Source organism: Jiella endophytica, from assembly GCF_004519335.1.
In the GTDB taxonomy this organism is placed as follows: Bacteria; Pseudomonadota; Alphaproteobacteria; order Rhizobiales; family Rhizobiaceae; genus Jiella; species Jiella endophytica.
Genome location: NZ_SOZD01000005.1, coordinates 28,779 through 46,815 on the forward strand (window position 1 = coordinate 28,779; position 18,037 = coordinate 46,815).

At 65.1% G+C, this 18,037-nt stretch carries 15 protein-coding genes; 11 read left to right on the forward strand and 4 right to left on the reverse strand.

Translation table 11 applies throughout. The features are described 5' to 3' along the window. Positions 1 to 7 precede the first annotated feature (7 nt). Positions 8 to 370 carry an ArsR/SmtB family transcription factor gene (locus E3C22_RS16020; RefSeq protein ID WP_134763071.1) on the reverse strand — a complete coding sequence of 121 codons (363 nt, stop codon included), beginning with the start codon at positions 368 to 370 and terminating at the stop codon, positions 8 to 10. Between the two features lie 1,679 nt (positions 371 to 2,049). Between E3C22_RS16020 and E3C22_RS16025 the strand changes: the two genes are divergently transcribed. Further along, the gene (locus E3C22_RS16025) at positions 2,050 to 2,550 is read left to right on the forward strand and encodes a fasciclin domain-containing protein (protein ID WP_245515056.1); all 501 of its coding nucleotides are present in this window, start codon (positions 2,050 to 2,052) and stop codon (positions 2,548 to 2,550) included. 1,453 nt (positions 2,551 to 4,003) lie between these two features. Here E3C22_RS16025 and sthA read toward each other — a convergent pair. Both sthA and E3C22_RS16035 read right to left on the reverse strand, forming a co-directional pair. Then, a complete protein-coding gene (gene sthA, locus E3C22_RS16030) occupies positions 4,004 to 5,428 on the reverse strand; it encodes a Si-specific NAD(P)(+) transhydrogenase (protein WP_134763072.1) in 1,425 nt (474 codons plus the stop codon). 112 nt (positions 5,429 to 5,540) lie between these two features. Then, positions 5,541 to 5,903, reverse strand: a complete 363-nt coding sequence (locus E3C22_RS16035) for a VOC family protein (RefSeq protein WP_134763073.1) — start codon at positions 5,901 to 5,903, stop codon at positions 5,541 to 5,543. Between the two features lie 189 nt (positions 5,904 to 6,092). On the opposite strand from E3C22_RS16035, the gene gshB reads away from it, so the two are divergent. The 10 genes from gshB (at position 6,093) to E3C22_RS16085 (ending at position 16,632) form a co-directional block, all read left to right on the forward strand. Continuing rightward, positions 6,093 to 7,031, forward strand: coding sequence for a glutathione synthase (gene gshB / locus E3C22_RS16040; protein WP_134763074.1), 939 nt, complete (start codon positions 6,093 to 6,095; stop codon positions 7,029 to 7,031). Positions 7,032 to 7,191: 160 nt separating this feature from the next. Beyond that, entirely contained in the window at positions 7,192 to 7,872 is a 681-nt protein-coding gene (locus E3C22_RS16045) for an SH3 domain-containing protein (protein WP_167591799.1), read from the forward strand. Positions 7,873 to 8,152: 280 nt separating this feature from the next. Then, positions 8,153 to 9,463: a serine hydroxymethyltransferase gene (glyA, locus tag E3C22_RS16050; RefSeq protein WP_134763076.1), complete on the forward strand. Its 1,311-nt coding sequence runs from the start codon at positions 8,153 to 8,155 to the stop codon at positions 9,461 to 9,463. Positions 9,464 to 9,710: 247 nt separating this feature from the next. Next, entirely contained in the window at positions 9,711 to 10,232 is a 522-nt protein-coding gene (gene nrdR / locus E3C22_RS16055; protein WP_134763077.1) for a transcriptional regulator NrdR, read from the forward strand. After that, the gene (gene ribD, locus E3C22_RS16060) at positions 10,222 to 11,358 is read left to right on the forward strand and encodes a bifunctional diaminohydroxyphosphoribosylaminopyrimidine deaminase/5-amino-6-(5-phosphoribosylamino)uracil reductase RibD (protein ID WP_134763078.1); all 1,137 of its coding nucleotides are present in this window, start codon (positions 10,222 to 10,224) and stop codon (positions 11,356 to 11,358) included. The genes nrdR and ribD overlap by 11 nt, the downstream gene beginning before the upstream one ends. After that, on the forward strand, positions 11,359 to 11,973 hold the full coding sequence (locus E3C22_RS16065; RefSeq protein WP_245515058.1) for a riboflavin synthase: 615 nt from the start codon (positions 11,359 to 11,361) through the stop codon (positions 11,971 to 11,973). Between the two features lie 140 nt (positions 11,974 to 12,113). Further along, on the forward strand, positions 12,114 to 12,563 hold the full coding sequence (locus tag E3C22_RS16070; RefSeq protein WP_134763080.1) for a 6,7-dimethyl-8-ribityllumazine synthase: 450 nt from the start codon (positions 12,114 to 12,116) through the stop codon (positions 12,561 to 12,563). 2 nt (positions 12,564 to 12,565) lie between these two features. Beyond that, complete coding sequence (gene nusB / locus E3C22_RS16075) at positions 12,566 to 13,093, forward strand: transcription antitermination factor NusB (RefSeq protein ID WP_134763081.1); 528 nt, start codon at positions 12,566 to 12,568, stop codon at positions 13,091 to 13,093. Continuing rightward, positions 13,090 to 14,328: an MFS transporter gene (locus tag E3C22_RS16080; protein WP_134763082.1), complete on the forward strand. Its 1,239-nt coding sequence runs from the start codon at positions 13,090 to 13,092 to the stop codon at positions 14,326 to 14,328. The genes nusB and E3C22_RS16080 overlap by 4 nt, the downstream gene beginning before the upstream one ends. A gap of 153 nt (positions 14,329 to 14,481) precedes the next feature. Then, positions 14,482 to 16,632 carry a sodium-translocating pyrophosphatase gene (locus E3C22_RS16085; RefSeq protein ID WP_134763083.1) on the forward strand — a complete coding sequence of 717 codons (2,151 nt, stop codon included), beginning with the start codon at positions 14,482 to 14,484 and terminating at the stop codon, positions 16,630 to 16,632. A 654-nt stretch (positions 16,633 to 17,286) separates the two neighbouring features. Here the strand turns inward: E3C22_RS16085 and E3C22_RS16090 are convergent. Beyond that, positions 17,287 to 18,033, reverse strand: a complete 747-nt coding sequence (locus tag E3C22_RS16090) for a nucleotidyltransferase family protein (protein ID WP_134763084.1) — start codon at positions 18,031 to 18,033, stop codon at positions 17,287 to 17,289. Positions 18,034 to 18,037: the final 4 nt, after the last annotated feature.

An 18,037-nucleotide genomic window follows, 5' to 3' on the forward strand; every position in this document is an offset into this window, starting at 1 on the left:
AGCGTCGTCAGCGTTCGAATGCCTTCTCCCTGATGGCGTGACTGTTGGAGCAGGACGGCGGGGCGGCCACACCGCAGATCTCCGGATGGCCGTCACAGCAATCCTCCGCCAGGAAGGCCAGCAGCGCCCGCATCGCCTCGAAGCGCACGGCATAGCGAACCAGCCGGCCCTCGCGCCAGGAATGGACGAGACCGGAGCGGTCGAGCCCTGCCAGGTGAAAGCTCATCCGCGTCGGCATGATCGAAAGCCGCTCGGCGATCTCGCCGGACGGCAGCCCGTTCGGCCCGGCGGTCACCAGCAGCCGAAACGCCCGCAGGCGGTCGGCATGGGCAAGGGCGGCGAGGGCTGTGACGGCGCGGGTGTCTTCCATGGCTGCGAGTATACAAGGATTGTTGGAGAATGGAAGGGCGGGATTGCTTGTCTAGGGGGCGAGTGTGCGCCCTTATGGGTCGTTCAGGCTTCCCTTCGATGATCTCAAAAACCGCCGTTGATATACCTGTTCGAACATCAACGAGCGCAATCAGAAATTGCTCGTGCCCGGGGGAATGAGCGAGCTTAGACACTTTTTAGCAATGGCTCAGTCCAAGCACTTGGCTCGGCATGCCGTCCTCCTGATCCATGTCGGAACGAGGGATTTAGAAAACCGAGGCAATGGCGAAATTTTTCGGGGTGTCCTAATGGCGCGGATAGTATATCATTCGGAATGATCAAGGAAGTCCGGGAATATCCAATTGATGGCTATGGGCATACAACGACGAACGGCCCAATATGCCGGTCGGCGTCTTCACGCCTAGCATGAAAATCAAACAGGCCGCCCGTCCAGAACATGATCCGGTTCAAAGTCGCGATTACCCATGAACACGCATTTAAGCAAGCTCACTGAGGCATTAATAGCGCTTGTTCCGGCCGCATTCGCTTTCATACTAGGTTGGGCATATCTTACTTCATACCTTTCTGGATTTAGTATAGATATCACTGAATTAGAAATCCCACTCATAACGACGTTCATATTTTCATATCCAGTCATTTTAAGGATCGATTTTATCATAATATCAATATTTTCTTTGATTTTGTTGTTTCAAGCGAAACGACTACGAACACAAAATGTTCTAGCCAGTTATTTTTGCTACATGTTTTGCTTCATAGTTATTATTGTTCTCTTTCCATTGATATCAGACGTTGCGGCGAGGCAAAAAGCTAACGCAGTCTGGCAGGGTTCATCGTTTGAAGTACGTCTTAGTGTGAAAGATGAAGGCAATAAAGAATGGATTTCTGATTATAAGAAATGCGCGGCAGAGCGTCGGATTAGATTCGTATTTGGAACGCCCAAGTCGACAATCCTAGTCTGCCGTTCGAGGTACAATCCCTGCGTTTACGGAGATGTCTACACCGTTGGTTCTGGTGGAAGCATAACAAGCCGGAGAGGAGTGCATCATGAGAATCAGAACATTTTGTTTTATGGTAATCGGTTTGGCCGTTTACTTGATTCTCCTGCGAGAGTACTCATTAGCTCAGGAGAGCGCGACATTAAGTCCCGAAATGTCGGCCAATGTGACAGCTCAAAGAATTGAGGCGTTCTTCGAAACTACCGATGGGTCAGCGCAGGTCGGCGTCATTCTTTCGGAGTTCGACAACGGTCAAGTCAGTTTTCAGCCCTGCGGAGGGGGGGCCTTCACGTTGCCTAGATCCGAGGTTCGAAGCAGTAGTGCAACGTGTATCGGCCTTATCGGACCGAAGGGACCGACATGGCCATCGATCATTGCAAGCGTAAATTGCAATGATCTGCCGGAAACGGTGCTCGCTGCGGCAAGTGACATCTTGGGCGGCGATAAGTCTGCTACGGGAGCGATATACCGTGCTGAGGACAACGGCATTGCGGTAATTGCTAACGGGGTGCGCGTGCAACAAAAGCAAATAGACGCATCAGCCTTCTGCGCAGCCCTAGGTTTTCAGAGCGCCACGATTGAGATGATAGAACTTCCCGGCGACGATGGCGCGATAGAAAAAACAGTTGGCATTTTTATAAACGAGATGGCCACAAACAGCCTTATGCAAATGGCCGGCGACATGCCGATGGTCGGCGGTGCGCCGATGGATCCGCAGAAGACGATCATCGAGAATGCTTCGGCCGCTGACAATCTGACCACGCTGGTCGCTGCCGTGAAGGCAGCCGGGTTGGCAGAAACCCTCAGCGGTGATGGGCCCTTCACAGTCCTCGTGCCAACAAATGCGGCCTTCGCGAAGCTTCCGGCGGGAACGGTCGATGACCTTCTGAAGCCGGACAACAGGGACAAGCTGACCAAGATCCTAACCTATCATGTGGTACCGGCCAATGCGGGGTCGGAAGCTACCATGCAGATGATCGAGGACGATGGCGGCAAGCATCGGGCGAAAACCGTCGAGGGAGAAGAGATCACTTTTGCCATGGATGGTGACAAGATCGTCGTGATGGACGCCTCCGGCGGCACGGCCACCGTCACCGAGGCCGACGTCATGGTGTCGAACGGCGTCGTCCACGTCATCGACACCGTTCTGATGCCGAAGTTGTAACCGCGCTCCGTACGGTCGGTCTTCGCGAAACGCGGTCGTATTTCGGCTCCGTCCGCCCCCAACCACGCGGTCGGAACTTGGGCACCTTATGTTATGGGTATTTAGCCCCGAAGCCGTCTGGTGTAGACGGAAACGGAGAAAACCGACCAGCGAGCTGATTCTCAAAGGACGGTGGCTGCCCCCAATATGGCTTCATCCTAGTTGGCGTACGTTTTGTCTCGATGGTGACGCGAGGATCACGCCAAGCGGCAGAAGTGGATGCAAAGGGGTCGCTTGCCGACAGGCAGCACTCCGCCAGTGCACAACCAAAAGCCCCCGGTCGGCTTCCGGCTTTATCAAAGCCAGTAGAGATCGCCGGCAGCTAGCCTTTCGCCTGATCCTGCAAAGTTGACGCCCGTGCACGTCCTCCGGCAGATCGGAGCATTCCCGTCAACGACGCCGATATCGTGTGCGGCGGCAGGCGGAAGGGCGCCCTCTCTCCCCGTTGTGGGAGAGAAAGCGATTTCATCGTCTTAGACGCGAAGCGGCTAAGTGATTGAAATCGCAAGAGAGGGGTTTCACCGGTAAAACCGCTGCCTCGTTGGCAGGCTGGGCAGGCGGGCCTATGGCGGAAACGGGGATACCCCTCTTCTGCCATTCTCAAGGTTTGGTCGCCGCTGCGCGCCGCCCAACTCTTGGAATGGCTTTCTCTCCCACGAAGGAGAGAGGGGCGCGCGGATCTGAAGCGTGCCTCGCTTTGACGGGTTTCACCGGTGAAACCGCTGCCTCGCTTCGACAGGCGGGCATATGGGGGGAAGGGGGATACCCCTCTCTTGCCATTCTCAAGGTTTGGACGCCGCTGCGCGCCGCCCAACTCCTTGGAATGGCTTTCTCTCCCGCGAAGTGGAGAGAGGGCGCGCGCGAGCTGAAGCGGGCCCCCCTTCGAAGAAAGATATCCCCACCCCCTCGCGCCGCCCGTATCATCCCCCGACCGCCGGCCCACGGAACGGGCACGAATGATCACCGGGATCGTTCGGGGGCCGGCGGGCGGGTCCGTCCGCATGCGCCGTCCGGAGGCGCGGCGGGGGGACGGAGCGAGCCGGGCCGGCCTTCCGTATCTGCGGGGAGGGTGGCACGCCGCCGGCCTGGAGGTCGTGCTCCTCCCGGCGGCTTCCCGAACTCCGGCGCGCCCGCCTTGCGGCGGGCAGACCGGGGAATGGTCCGGCGACGCGAGGGGAACGAGAGCCCTTGCGCGTTTCGACAAACCCGCGCGGGATGCCGGAGGCGGACCGTATGACACACAATCGGAGGGTCTGCCTCCGGCATCCCGTCGCCCGCCCCGTGCGGAGCCGCGGGCAAAACGACGCTTCATCCCTTCGCGGCGCATTCGCCGGCGAGGCGGTTTTCGCGCGGCTGCCGGTGAGACGGGCCGGTTCGTGAGGGACGGGCGGCTGCGGGCCCGTCCCGCCAGCCCTTACTCGTCGCCGGACATATGCGGGGCGACGTCGGCGCCGCCCATGCGGTTGAAGGCGTCGAGGGCGGCGACCTTGTAGGCCTCGGCCAGGGTGGGATAGTTGAAGGTGTTCTCGACGAAATAGTCGAGCGTGCCCTTGAGGTTGAGGACCGCCTGGCCGATGTGGATCAGCTCGGTGGCGCCTTCGCCGACGATGTGGCAGCCCAGCAGCCGGCGGGTCTTCAGGCTGAAGATCATCTTCAGCATGCCCTTGTCGAGACCCATGATGTGGCCGCGCGAGGTCTCGCGGAAGCGCGCGACGCCGACCTCGTAGGGGATGCCCCGTTCGGTGACCTCCACCTCGGTCATCCCGACGGTGGACATTTCCGGCACCGAATAGATGCCATAGGGGAAATAGTCCGGCGGCTCGATCGAGGCGACGCCGAGGGCGTGGCAGGCGGCGACGCGGCCCTGTTCCATCGAGGTGGAGGCAAGGCTCGGAAAGCCGATGACGTCGCCGGCGGCATAGATGTGCGGCACTTCGGTCTGCAGGGTCTTCGGATCGACCTTTAGCCGGCCGCGGTGGTCCGTCGACAGGCCGCAGGCGTCGAGATTGAGCGCCTTGGTGGAGCCCATGCGCCCGGCGGCGAACAGGATCATCTGGGTGCGCACGTGCCGCCCGCCTTCCAGCAGGATGTCGCACTTGCCGTCTTCCTGGCGGGTGACCTTCTCCACCTTGTGGCCGAAGCGCAGCGCCATGCCGCTGTCGCGCAGCTGATAGGTGAAATCCTCGAGCAACTCGGCATCGATGAAGTCGAGCATCGAGTTGCGCGGCTCGATCAGCGTCACCTTGACGTCGAGGGCGTTGAAGATGGTGGCGTATTCGACGCCGATGACGCCGGCGCCGATGATCGCCATTGAGCGGGGCAGGGAGGGCAGCTCGATGATCTCGTCGCTGTCGAGCACCGTCTTGCCGTCGAAGGGAATGTAGTCCGGCCGGAACGGCTGGGTGCCGACGGCGATGAGGAAGCTGTCGGCGGTGAAGTGATGGGTCTCGCCCTCGTCGCCATGCACCTCGATCGAATGGGCGTCGAAGAAGCGGGCCTCGCCGCGCATCGTGTCGACGCGGTTGCGGGCGAACTGGTGCTCGAGCACCTCGACCTCGTGGCCGAGGGTGAGATGCAGGCGGGTGCGAAGGTCGTTGGCGGTGATGTCCTTCTTGACCCGGTAGGCCCGGCCGTAGAAGCCGCGCTCGCGCCAGCCGGAAAGATTCAGCACCGTCTCGCGCAGGGTCTTCGAGGGGATCGTCCCGGTATGGACGGAGACGCCGCCGACCTTGCGGCCGCGCTCGACGACGAGCACGTCGCGGCCGAGCTTGGCGGCCTGGATGGCGGCGCGGCGCCCGGCGGGGCCCGAGCCGATGACGATGAAGTCGTAGTGATCCACGCTTTGGCCTCGATGATCGGTTGGATGGCGTGCGGGCAAGCCGGACGAACCGCTGTTCTGCCGGCCTGCAAGAAACGTGCCTAGGCTTGTATGGGCCTTGAGGGAAAGCGCTCTAAGGTTGCGACGTTTCGTGGCAGAGGATGTTGACCAGCCGGCCGAAGGGATCGCGCAGAAACACCCGCCTGACGCCCCAGGGCTCGGCGGCCGGCCCGTATTCGATCGCAATCGCCTTCGCGGCAATCCGTTCCAGGACCGCGTCGAAATCGTCGACCTCGACGGAGATGTCCGGCACCGGGGTTCCGGAGCCGCCTTCGCTGGCGATGCTGATCTGCGGCGTCGTCGGAGAGGCGGATCCGAAGGTGACGATCCAGCCGAGATCCATCACGACGCCCATGCCGAGAATTTCGCCATAGAATGCACTCGCCTGCGCAATGTCGCCCGCGGCGATGTTGGTGACGATCCGCTTCACGGCCATCGAAGGCTCCTTCCGCCGGTCTGCCGGGTGTCCGCGATCGATCGCCGATCATCGTGACGGCAACCTGCGTCGATGCACTGCATCGGTGCCGGACGGTGACTGTGCCGTCAACGCCGGCGCCATTGCCACCCCGGCGGCCGGACGCTACCACCTCCGGCAACGATCACTCTCTCTCGCGGGGTAGCCGCCATGGCGCTCGATGTCGCCGTCCAGATGGACCATGTCTCCTCGATCTCGATCAAGGGCGATTCGACCTTCGCCATCTGCCTCGAAGCCCAGAAGCGGGGGCACCGGCTGTTCCACTACACGCCGGACCGGCTGTCGCTGCGCGACGGCAAGGTAACGGTGCGCGGCGAGACGATGGAGCTGCGCGAGGAACAGGGCAACCACTTCACCCTCGGCCCGACCGAGAAGCGCGACCTCGGCGAGACGGATGTCGTGCTGCTGCGCCAGGACCCGCCCTTCGACATGGCCTACATCACCTCGACTCACATTCTGGAGCGGGTGCAGCCGAAGACCCTGGTGGTCAACGACCCGGCCGAAGTGCGCAATGCGCCGGAGAAGATCTTCGTCACCGACTTTCCCGACCTGATGCCCGAGACGCTGATCACCAAGGACCCGGCGGAGGTCGCGGAGTTCCGCAAGGAATTCGGCGAGATCGTGATGAAGCCGCTTTATGGAAACGGCGGGGCGGGGGTGTTCCACATCACCAGGGAGGACCGCAACATCACCTCCTTCATGGAGACCTTCGCGCTGCTCTTCCGCGAGCCCTTCATCGTCCAGCGCTATCTGAAGGACGTGCGAAAGGGTGACAAGCGGATCATCCTCGTCGACGGCAAGGTGGCCGGCGCCATCAACCGGGTCCCGGCGGAGACCGACGCGCGCTCCAACATGCATGTCGGCGGCATCGCGACGGCGACGGAGCTGACCGACCGCGAGCGCGAGATCTGCGAGCGCATCGGCCCGGCACTGAAGGAGCGCAACCTGCTCTTCGTCGGCATCGATGTCATCGGCGGGCTTTTGACCGAGATCAACGTCACCTCGCCGACGGGAATCCGCGAGGTCGCCCGCTTCGGCGGCAACGACATCGCGGCGATGATCTGGGACGCCATCGAGGCGCGCCTCTGAAGCGCCGGCGTCCTCGGCGCCGAGCACTTCTCCCGGCACACGCCCAGATGAACGGCAGATGAAGATGCCGTTCCGGAACCGTTGGGCCGCGCTATGTTTTCTTCCTGTCGAAGCGGTCAGGAAATCCCGGCCCGCAAAATTCGGCAGGAGGACACCCATCATGAAGAAGACCCTTTTGGCTGCGGCCGCACTGGCTGGCGTCGTCGCACTCCCGGCGGGCTCGGCGCTCGCCTCCGAGCGGGCGATCGCCACGACCGACGTCAATCTCAGGGCCGGCCCGTCGACCGACTATCCGGTCGTCGACGTCCTCGTCGCCGGCGAACAGCTGCGGGTTTTCGGCTGCCTGCAGACCCGCTCCTGGTGCGACGTGCGCTTTCGCGGCCAGCGCGGCTGGATCTCGGCGAACTACATCGCGCTGACCGGCGGCAGCTATGCCGGCCGGCATGACTTCGACCCCTATTCGGCGCCGGTGGTAACGTTCTCGATCGACAACTACTGGGGCAGTCACTATCGCTCGCGCAACTTCTATCGCGACCGGGACCGGTTCGACGATCGCCGGCCTCCGCGTCACGACCCGAGGCGGGATCACCACGACCGCCGCGACTATGGCGACCGGGATGGCCGCGGCGACCATGACGACTACGACCGTCGCCGCCGTCACGACGACCGCGCGGACTTCGACCGCCGCGACGATCATCGCGGCGACCGCTACGACGGCAGAGGCCGCCACGACGGCCGCCACGACGATCGCGGCAGCCACAAGCGTCGCTATCAGGTCCCGGGGCCGGGCGGAATCGACCCGAATGCCGGCCCGCCGCGACCGGTCTATCGGGTGGACTGATACGGCGAGGCTTGCCTCCCGACACCCGTCGGAAAAGTGATCGTCATGCACGAAGCGGCCGGGCCTTGCGCCCGGCCGCTTTTTCGCGGGCGCCGGCTACTTTTTTGTTGAGACCGCGGCGGGCCTGAGGGCGCGGCTCTGCAGCGCCTTTGAGATCGTCACGCAAGCTTGGAGATGCCCGGCCCGTGTGCTAAGGCGCTGGCCGGCCAAGCGGTGAATTTTCGCGCTTGGGACACGGCGCCGCCGCAGAGCGGCCATTTCTCACAGGGAGAGTGCGAGCATGAGCCAAAGCGCCGACGCAACGAGCGAAATTTCCGGCTTCTTCACCACACCCGTCTCCGAGCGCGACCCCGACGTGTTCTCCGCCATGGAGAAGGAACTTGGCCGCCAGCGCCACGAGATCGAGCTGATCGCCTCGGAGAACATCGTCTCGCGCGCCGTTCTCGAAGCGCAGGGCTCGGTGCTCACCAACAAATATGCCGAGGGCTATCCCGGCCGGCGCTATTACGGCGGCTGCCAGTATGTCGACATCGTCGAGGAACTGGCGATCGACCGGGTGAAGCAGCTGTTCGGCTGCTCCTTTGCCAACGTCCAGGCAAATTCCGGCAGCCAGGCCAATCAGGCGGTGCTGCTTGCCCTCTCGAAGCCCGGTGCCACCCTGCTCGGCATGAGCCTCGATGCCGGCGGCCACCTGACCCACGGGGCCAAGCCGAACCTTTCCGGCCGCTGGTTCGACGCCGTGCAGTACGGCCTCGATACGTCGACCGGGCTCATCGACTACGATCAGGTGGAGAGCCTCGCCCTCGACCACAAGCCGGAGGTGATCGTCGCCGGCGGGTCGGCCTATTCGCGGCAGATCGATTTTGCCCGCTTCCGCGCCATCGCCGACAAGGTGGGTGCCTATCTCTGGGTCGACATGGCGCATTTTGCCGGTCTCGTCGCCGCGGGCCACCATCCGAGCCCGTTTCCGCACGCCCATGTCGCCACCTCGACGACCCACAAGACGCTGCGCGGCCCGCGCGGCGGCATCGTTTTGACCAATGACGAGGAGATCGCCAAGAAGATCAATTCGGCGATCTTCCCGGGCCTGCAGGGCGGTCCGCTGATGCATGTCATCGCCGGCAAGGCCGTCGCTTTTGGTGAGGCGCTGCAGCCGGCCTACAAGTCGTATATCGGCGCCGTCTGCGAGAACGCCAAGGTGCTCGCCGAGACGCTGCGCGAGGGCGGCCTCGACATCGTCTCCGGCGGCACCGACACCCATCTGATGCTCGTCGATCTCAGGCCGAAGAACCTCACCGGCAAGGATTCGGAAAAGGCGCTCGGCCGGGCGAACATCACCTGCAACAAGAACGGCGTTCCGAACGATCCGCAGAAGCCGATGGTCACCTCCGGCATCCGCCTCGGCACGCCGGCGGCGACCAGCCGCGGCTTCGGCGCCGCCGAATTCCGCGAGGTCGGCAGCCTGATCATCGAAGTGCTCGATGGCTTGCGCAAGGCCAATTCCGAGGAAGGCAATGCCGATGTCGAGGCCTCGGTAAAGGAGCGGGTCATCGCGTTGACCGACCGTTTCCCGATCTACCAGGCGATCTGAGCGGTCGGGTTTTGCTGGCCGCGCAGCCCCTCGGCGCGCCGTCATTCTCGGGCCCCGTCCCGAAAATTCAGGGGCCTTAGGGCTCCGGTCATTGCGGCTGCGAGGGGCGGCAGCGGCCATGCTGCGGCGGCTGTCCTTGGATTGTCGGCACGGGGCCGAGAATGACGGCGCGTGGGTGTGACGGGCTTCTCCGCCTTTCGGCCTTCGAGCCGAAAGCATTGGTGCGAGTTGATTGAAAGGACGGGGCATGCGCTGTCCCTATTGCGGCTCACAGGACAGCCAGGTGAAGGATTCGCGCCCTGCCGAGGATGGCGCGGCGATCCGCCGCCGGCGGGTCTGCCCGGACTGTTCGGGGCGTTTCACCACCTTCGAGCGGGTCCAGCTGCGCGAGCTCCACGTTCTGAAGAAATCCGGCAAGCGGGTGCCGTTCGATCGCGACAAGCTGGCGCGATCGGTCGAGATCGCGCTCAGAAAGCGCCCGGTCGATCCTCAGAGGGTCGAGCGGATGATCTCCGGCATCGTCCGGCGGCTGGAGCAGATGGGCGAGCCGGAGGTCCGCTCCGAGGCGATCGGCGCGATGGTGATGGAGGCGCTGAAGGGTCTCGACGACGTCGCCTATGTGCGGTTTGCCTCGGTCTATCGCGACTTTGCCGAGGCAAGCGACTTCGAGTCGGTGATCGGCGAGCTGGCGCGTTCGCACAAGGATGTCTCGATCGAGGCGGCTGCGGTCGTCCGGCCGGCCGACGAAGGGCCCTCCCATGACGGTTGAGAGAGGCGCATTTTCGCCGGAGCGCCCCGAGGACCGGCGCTTCATGGCAGCGGCGATCCGCTATGCCATGCGCAATGTCGGGCGCACCGGCACCAACCCGTCGGTCGCCACGCTGATCGTGCGCGACGATGGCGACGGCCCGCGCATCGTCGGCCATGGCGTCACCGCCCTCGGCGGCCGGCCGCATGCCGAGGCGGGCGCTCTCGCCGAAGCCGGCGACCTCGCACGAGGGGCGACCGCTTATGTGACGCTCGAGCCCTGCGCCCATCACGGCCGCACGCCGCCTTGCGCCGAGGCTCTGGTGCGCGCCGGGATCGCCCGCGTCGTCTCTGCTGCTGCGGATCCCGATCCGCGGGTCGACGGCAAGGGCCACGGGATGCTGATGGATGGCGGCGTCGCGGTGACGCGACAGGTCATGGCGGCCGAGGCCGCCCGCACCATCGAGGGCTATCTGACCCGCCACCGCTGCGGCCGGCCGGGCGTCACGCTGAAGATGGCGTTGTCGCGGGATGGCCGCATCGGCGTCAGGGGTGGCGGGCAGGTGAAGATCACCGGACCGGTCTCCGATGCCCAGACCCACCTCGTCCGGGCTCGCCATGATGCGATCATGGTCGGCGCCGGTACGGCGCTGGAGGACGACCCCCGCCTCGACTGCCGGCTGCCGGGCATGGCGGATCGCTCGCCGGCGCGGATCATCCTCGACCCGAACCTGCGCATTTCGCCCGAGATGACCGTCGCCCGCACGGCGCGCGACGTCTCGACGATGATCGCCACCTTCGAGACATCCGATCCGGCGCGCCGGGCGGCACTCGCGGCGGCGGGCGTCTCCTTCGTCGCCTGTGTCGCCGATCCCGAGACGGGGCGGGTGGCGCTCCCGGAACTTCTGGAAGACCTTGCAGCGACGGGCATCACCTCGATCCTCGTTGAAGGCGGTGCGATGATCGCCGAGAGCTTTCTCGATGCCGGTCTCGTCGACCGGCTGATCCTCGTTCGCGGCGCCGTGGAGATCGGCGACGAGGGATTGCTGGCACCGATCGACGTCGACAGCGCGCGCCAGCGCTACAGGTTGCTGCGCCAGGACGTCTTCGGCGCCGACTGCTGGTTCGACTTTGCCTGCGAGGCTTGACTGATGTTCACCGGAATCGTCACCGACATTGGCCGCATCGAAGCGGCAGAGCCGCGCGAGAAGGGCAGGGCCTTCCGCATCGCCACCGACTACGACCCGGCCGGGATCGACATCGGCGCTTCGATCGCCTGTGCCGGCGTGTGCCTGACCGTCACGGCGCTACCGGAGCGCAGTTCCAACGCCCGCTGGTTCGAGGTCGAGGCCTGGGAGGAGGCGCTGCGGCTGACGACCGCCGGCGGCTGGCAGGCGGACACCCGGATCAATCTCGAGCGCTCGCTCAAGGTCGGCGACGAGCTCGGCGGCCATCTCGTCTCGGGCCATGTCGACGGCCTTGCCGAGATCGTCTCGCGCGAGGACGAGGGCGAGGCGGTGCGCTTTCGGCTCCGAGCGCCGCAGGATCTGAAGCGCTACATCGCCCGCAAGGGCTCGGTCTGCCTCGACGGAACGTCGCTCACCGTCAACTCCGTCGATGACGACGTCTTCGACGTTCTCCTGATCCGCCATTCGCTGGCGGTGACCACCTGGGGCGAGCGCCAGCCGGGCGAGCGGGTCAATCTTGAGATCGATCAGATTGCGCGCTATGCGGAGCGCCTGTTCGGCGGGCCGGCCGGCTGAAGCGTGACGTCGGGCCCGCTGCGGGGACCAATCGTCTTCGATCTGTCGCTCAGCAACGGCCACATGCACAAAAATCTTGGGTTCCGTCGGATGCAGCATGCGCCGACCGGAACGAAAGGTCTTGAAAGGACCAGAACCCCATGGCTTCCAAGCCGACTATCCTGATCGTCGAGGCGCGCTTCTACGATCACATCGCCGATCACCTGCTGGCTGGCGCCAAGGCGGCGCTCGAGGCTGAAGGCGCGACCTTCGAGGTCGTCACCGTGCCGGGCGCGCTCGAGATCCCGGCGGCGATCGGTTTCGCGCTCTCCGGTGCCGACGAGGGCGGCGCCGACTTCGACGGCTTCGTCGCGCTCGGCTGCGTCATCCGCGGTGAGACGTTCCATTTCGACATCGTTGCCGGGGAATCGGCCCGGGCGCTGATGATGCTCTCCGTCGACGAAGGCATTGCCCTCGGCAACGGCATCCTGACCGTCGAGAACGAGGAGCAGGCGCTCGTGCGCGCCGATCCCGCCCGCAAGGACAAGGGCGGCGAGGCGGCCAAGGCGGCGCTGGCGATGATCGCCATCAGAGACCGGTTCGGAGGCTGACGATGACCGACCCTCATCAGCCGCAACGGCCGGTGAAGGCCGCCAACAAGCGCGGTGCTGCGCGTCTCGCGGCCGTGCAGGCGCTCTACCAGATGGATGTCGGAGGCACGCCGCTGCTCGAGACCGTCGCCGAATACGAGTCCTTCCGGCTCGGTCGCGAGATCGATGGCGAACAGTACCGCTCGGCCGACGCCGCGTGGTTTCGTGATGTCGTGTCCGGCGTGGTGCGCCAGCAGACGACGATCGATCCGCTGATCCATGGCGGTCTGCCGAAGGATTGGCCGCTCGCCCGCCTCGACACGACGCTGCGGGCGATCCTGCGCGCCGGCGTCTTCGAGATCCGGGCGCGGCCAGACGTGCCCGTGGCGGTGATCATCAACGAATATGTCGATGTCGCCCGGGCCTTCTACACCGACGAGGAGCCCAAGCTCGTGAACGCCGTGCTCGACCGGATCGCCCGGCAAAGCCGTGGCGAGACCGGCGAGCGCACCGGAAAGGACGGACCGCAGGACCAGGGCGAGCCGTCGTGACCACGCTCGGGGCGGCACCGGCATCGGTCGTCGGGGCGGCGACGGCGCGGAGGAACGCCTTCGTCCTTGCGGCGGCCCAGGCCATCGTCGGCTCGGCGGCGCCGGTGGCGATTTCCACGGGCGGGCTTGCCGGCACCTGGCTCTTGCTCGAGGACAAGTCGCTGGCGACGCTGCCGGTGACCGGCTTCAATGTCGGCGTCGCGCTCGGGGCCCTTCCCGCCGCGGCGCTGATGCGGGCGATCGGCCGGCGCCTCGGTTTTTCCGCCGGTGCCCTGGTCGTTTCGATCGCCGGGCTCTGCGCGGCCTTCTCGCTGCTCGCCCAGTCCTTCTGGCTGTTTGTCCTGTCGCTGATGCTGCTCGGCTGCGGCAACGCCTTCACCCAGCAATACCGCTTCGCCGCCACCGACGGCGCGCCGCGCGACTTCCAGGCGCGGGCGATCGGGCTGGTGCTGGCCGGCGGCATGTTCTCCGCCGTCATCGGCCCGCAGATGGTCAACTACACCACCGGCCTGTTCCGGCCGGCGGAGTTCGCCGGCGGCTTCTTCGGCGTCTGCATTCTCGGCCTTGCCGGCGTCTTCGTCCTCTCGGCGTTGCGGGTGCCCGACATTTCCGCCGCGCATGAGGACGACGCAACCGCCGAACCGGCACGGCCGCTTTCCGAGATCGTGCTGCAGCCGCGCTTCCTCACCGCGCTCCTCTGCGGTGTCGGCAGCTATGCGATGATGAGCTTCGTGATGACCGGCGCGCCGCTCGCCATCGTCGCCTGCGGCCATCCGCAGGAGGTCAGCTTCTTCGGCATCCAGTGGCACGTGATGGCGATGTTCGCGCCGAGCTTCTTCACCGGCAAGCTGATCGCGCGCTACGGCAAGGAGCAGGTGATCGGCGCCGGGCTGCTGTCGCTGCTCGCAAGCTTCGCGGTGTTCCTTTCCGGCATCGAAGTGTGGCAGTTCTGGCTGGGCCTCGTCCTTCTCGGCCTCGGCTGGAACTTCGGCTTCATCGGCGCGACCGCGATGGTCGCCGACACCTATCGGCCGTCGGAGAAGAACAAGACGCAAGGCTTCCACGACCTCGTGCTCTTCACCACCGTCGCCTTCTCCTCCTTCATGTCCGGCCGCGTCTTCGTCGCCGAGGGCTGGGAGACGATGAACGTCGTCGCGCTGCCGGTCGCGCTCGTCTGCATCGCCGCCGTGCTTTTCGAGGCGCGGCGCGCCGGCGCGAGGCTCATTCCCGGCTGAGCCCCCCATTCCTCACTCGCGCTTGACGCGGCGACTGCCTCATATAACCTCCGCTTGCCCAAGGCCGCGGGGGGAGCAAGGTCGGCCGGGGCTCACGAAGCAAAAACGGGATAGCCGCCGGCCCGAAGGCCCGCGACGAAGTGAGGAAACGGCATGCAGACAATACTACTCGTGGTAGCCCTGTGCGGGCTGCTCGCGGTCGTCTACGCCATCTGGGCGACCCGCTCGATCCTCGCGGCCGATCAGGGATCGGCGCGGATGCAGGAGATCGCCGGGGCGATCCGCGAGGGCGCCCAGGCCTATCTCGCGCGGCAGTATACGACGATCGCCATGGTCGGCGTCGTCGTCTTCGCGCTCAGCTGGTTCCTCCTTTCGATCTACGCCGCCGCGGGCTTTGCCATCGGCGCCATCCTCTCCGGCCTCGCCGGCTTCATCGGCATGAACGTCTCGGTCCGGGCGAATGTCCGCACGGCGCAGGCCGCCGCCCGCTCGCTCGGCCTCGGCCTCTCCGTCGCCTTCAAGTCGGGCGCCATCACCGGCCTCCTCGTCGCCGGGCTCGCGCTGCTCGGCGTCACCCTCTACTTCTTCGCGCTGACCGGCTGGCTCGGCTTCCAGCCGGCCGACCGCACGGTGATCGACGCGCTGGTCTCGCTCGGCTTCGGCGCCTCGCTGATCTCGATCTTCGCCCGTCTCGGCGGCGGCATCTTCACCAAGGGCGCCGATGTCGGCGGCGATCTCGTCGGCAAGGTCGAGGCGGGCATTCCGGAGGACGACCCCCGCAACCCGGCGACCATCGCCGACAATGTCGGCGACAATGTCGGCGACTGCGCCGGCATGGCGGCGGACCTTTTCGAGACCTATGCGGTGACGGTCGTCGCGACCATGGTGCTCGGCGCGATCTTCTTTGCCGGCACCGACGCGATCGAGGGCGTGATGATCTATCCGCTGGCGATCTGCGGCGCCTGCATCGTCACCTCGATCATCGGCACCTTCTTCGTCCGGCTGGGTTCCAACGGTTCGATCATGGGCGCGCTCTACAAGGGCCTGTGGGTGACGACGCTCCTGTCGATCGTCGGCCTTGCCGCCGCCAACTGGGCCACCGTCGGCTTCGGCGATGTCGGCCAGTCGACGGCCGGGGTGACGATCAACGGCCTCAACCTGTTCATCTGCGGCATCGTCGGCCTCGTCGTGACCGGGCTCATCGTCTGGATCACCGAGTTCTACACCGGCATCGGCTTCCGGCCGGTGCGCTCGATCTCCGAGGCGTCGGTGTCGGGCCACGGCACCAACGTCATCCAGGGCCTCGCGGTGTCGCTGGAAGCCACCGCGATGCCGACCATCGTCATCGTGGCCGGCATCATCTCGACCTATCAACTGGCGGGCCTCTACGGCACCGGCATCGCGGTGACGGCAATGCTCGGCGTCGCCGGGATGATCGTCGCCCTCGACGCCTTCGGCCCGGTCACCGACAATGCCGGCGGCATCGCCGAGATGGCGGGTCTGCCGGCCGACGTGCGCCGCTCGACCGACGCCCTCGACGCCGTCGGCAACACCACCAAGGCGGTCACCAAGGGCTATGCGATCGGCTCGGCCGGCCTCGGCGCGCTGGTGCTGTTCGCCGCCTACAACTACGACCTCAAATTCTTCATCCAGCAGGCGGAAGCCGGCAACGACTACGGCTATTTCAAGGGTGTTCAGCCGGACTTCGCCCTGACCAACCCCTATGTCGTCGTCGGCCTGCTGCTCGGCGGCCTCATCCCGTTCCTCTTCGGCGGCATCGCGATGACGGCGGTCGGCCGGGCTGCGAGTTCGGTGGTCGAGGAAGTGCGCCGGCAGTTCCGGGAGAAGCCGGGGATCATGGAGGGCACCGAACGGCCGGACTATGCCCGGGCGGTCGATCTCCTGACCAAGGCGGCCATCAAGGAGATGGTGGTGCCGTCGCTCCTGCCGGTGCTGGCGCCGGTGGTGGTCTATTTCGCCGTCTACCTGATCTCCGACAAGAGCCAGGCCTTCTCGGCCGTCGGCGCGATGCTGCTCGGCGTCATCGTCACCGGCATCTTCGTGGCGATCTCGATGACGTCAGGCGGCGGCGCCTGGGACAACGCCAAGAAGAGCTTCGAGGACGGCTTCGTCGATGCCGGGGGCACCCGGCACATGAAGGGCTCGGAGGCCCACAAGGCCTCGGTGACCGGCGATACGGTGGGCGATCCCTACAAGGACACCGCCGGCCCGGCGGTGAACCCGGCGATCAAGATCACCAACATCGTCGCGCTGCTGCTTCTGGCGATCCTGGCCCATCAGTGAGGGGGGAGCGCTTCTCCGACTTTCGGATTTGGTCCCTAGGCAACAAGCGCGATCGCCCTGGATCTGGGGCCGCACTCGACGAGATCGTCATCCTCGGGCTTGTCCCGAGGATCTACTGATGGCTAATCGTCGGACCAATCGGGGGCGATATGGCATTTTTGAAGGTTCTGTAGCGGCGGCGGCAGTAGATCCTCGGGACAAGCCCGAGGATGACGCGACTTCAACGGCTTTCCCCGAATTTTACACGCCGATTTGGGGAGCTGGTAGCGCGGCTCGATGGTTTGCAGGCGCGTCCGAAGCGCGTTGGCTCGAGGGCAGGCAAACCGCACCTTCTGTTGCAGCCAAACTTTCGAAAGTTGTCGTCTCGGTCACCGCATGGTGGTGGCGCTGGGATGACCTCTCCCGCAGCCGCGCTGGCGACGGAACGCGACGCTTCGTCATTCTCGGGCCCCGTCCCGAGAATCCAGGCATCGTAGGGCGCTCCGCTCTTCATCTGAGAAAGCGGCTAGGCCGCTCATTTGAGAAAGGGGTGAGGCCGCCGAGGCTGCGGCCTCCGCCCCTGGATTCTCGGCACGGGGGCCGAGAATGACGAAGCTTCGAGGCTCGCGCATTCGTTGACTAGCGTTACCGAAGTGCCGCTACGGGTCCGTAGTATCACGCAGCGGCGCTGGCGACGAACGCCTCTTCGGCGAGCTTGATCGCCGGCGGCGTTCCGACGGTGATCCAGACCCCGTCGAGCCGGACGCCATAGAGCCGCTCGGCCTCGATGGTCTCGTCGAAGATGCGGTTCAGCGAGAAGCGCTCCACCGCCCGGCCTTCGAACAGCTCCGGCTTCATGATCGCGCCGCCGGCATAGATGAAGGGCGAAACGACCCGTTCCGGCACGCGCGTCAGGCGGCCGGAGGGATCCATGGTGAAGTCGCCATTGCCGTCGTAGCCGGTGGCCTGGCGCATCTCGGCGATCAGCAGCGAGACGTCCATCCGGGCCGGATCCCAGAGTTCGGCGAGAAGGTCGAGATTGTCGCGGTAGCCGTCGATCCAGAAGGTGTCGGCATTGAGCAGGTAGAAGGGCTCCGATCCGAGATCTGGCAGTGCCTTGACGATGCCGCCGCCGGAATCCAGCAGCTGGTCGGTCTCGTCGGAGATGACGATCTCCATGTCCTTGCGCTTCCTCAGATGCGCGCGCATCAGGTCGGCCATGTAGTGGACGTTGACCACCACCTTTTCGACGCCGTTGCGGGCCAGCGCGTCGAGGCCATAGTCGATCAGCGCCCTGCCGCGGATCTCGATCAGCGGTTTCGGCATGGTGGAGGTGATCGGGCGCATACGCTTGCCGAGACCGGCGGCGAGGATCATCGCGGTCTTCGGCTTCAAACGGGTCGTCAGGGTGTGAACGGTCATGGTG

What these genes read in the sequence shown, in the direction of transcription:
- E3C22_RS16020 (WP_134763071.1), bottom strand. Translation starts at nt 370, where the DNA reads ATGGAAGACACCCGCGCCGTCACAGCCCTCGCCGCCCTTGCCCATGCC.
- E3C22_RS16025 (WP_245515056.1), top strand. Translation starts at nt 2,050, where the DNA reads ATGCAAATGGCCGGCGACATGCCGATGGTCGGCGGTGCGCCGATGGAT.
- E3C22_RS16035 (WP_134763073.1), bottom strand. Translation starts at nt 5,903, where the DNA reads ATGGCCGTGAAGCGGATCGTCACCAACATCGCCGCGGGCGACATTGCG.
- gshB (WP_134763074.1), top strand. Translation starts at nt 6,093, where the DNA reads ATGGCGCTCGATGTCGCCGTCCAGATGGACCATGTCTCCTCGATCTCG.
- E3C22_RS16045 (WP_167591799.1), top strand. Translation starts at nt 7,192, where the DNA reads ATGAAGAAGACCCTTTTGGCTGCGGCCGCACTGGCTGGCGTCGTCGCA.
- glyA (WP_134763076.1), top strand. Translation starts at nt 8,153, where the DNA reads ATGAGCCAAAGCGCCGACGCAACGAGCGAAATTTCCGGCTTCTTCACC.
- nrdR (WP_134763077.1), top strand. Translation starts at nt 9,711, where the DNA reads ATGCGCTGTCCCTATTGCGGCTCACAGGACAGCCAGGTGAAGGATTCG.
- ribD (WP_134763078.1), top strand. Translation starts at nt 10,222, where the DNA reads ATGACGGTTGAGAGAGGCGCATTTTCGCCGGAGCGCCCCGAGGACCGG.
- E3C22_RS16070 (WP_134763080.1), top strand. Translation starts at nt 12,114, where the DNA reads ATGGCTTCCAAGCCGACTATCCTGATCGTCGAGGCGCGCTTCTACGAT.
- nusB (WP_134763081.1), top strand. Translation starts at nt 12,566, where the DNA reads ATGACCGACCCTCATCAGCCGCAACGGCCGGTGAAGGCCGCCAACAAG.
- E3C22_RS16085 (WP_134763083.1), top strand. Translation starts at nt 14,482, where the DNA reads ATGCAGACAATACTACTCGTGGTAGCCCTGTGCGGGCTGCTCGCGGTC.
- E3C22_RS16090 (WP_134763084.1), bottom strand. Translation starts at nt 18,033, where the DNA reads ATGACCGTTCACACCCTGACGACCCGTTTGAAGCCGAAGACCGCGATG.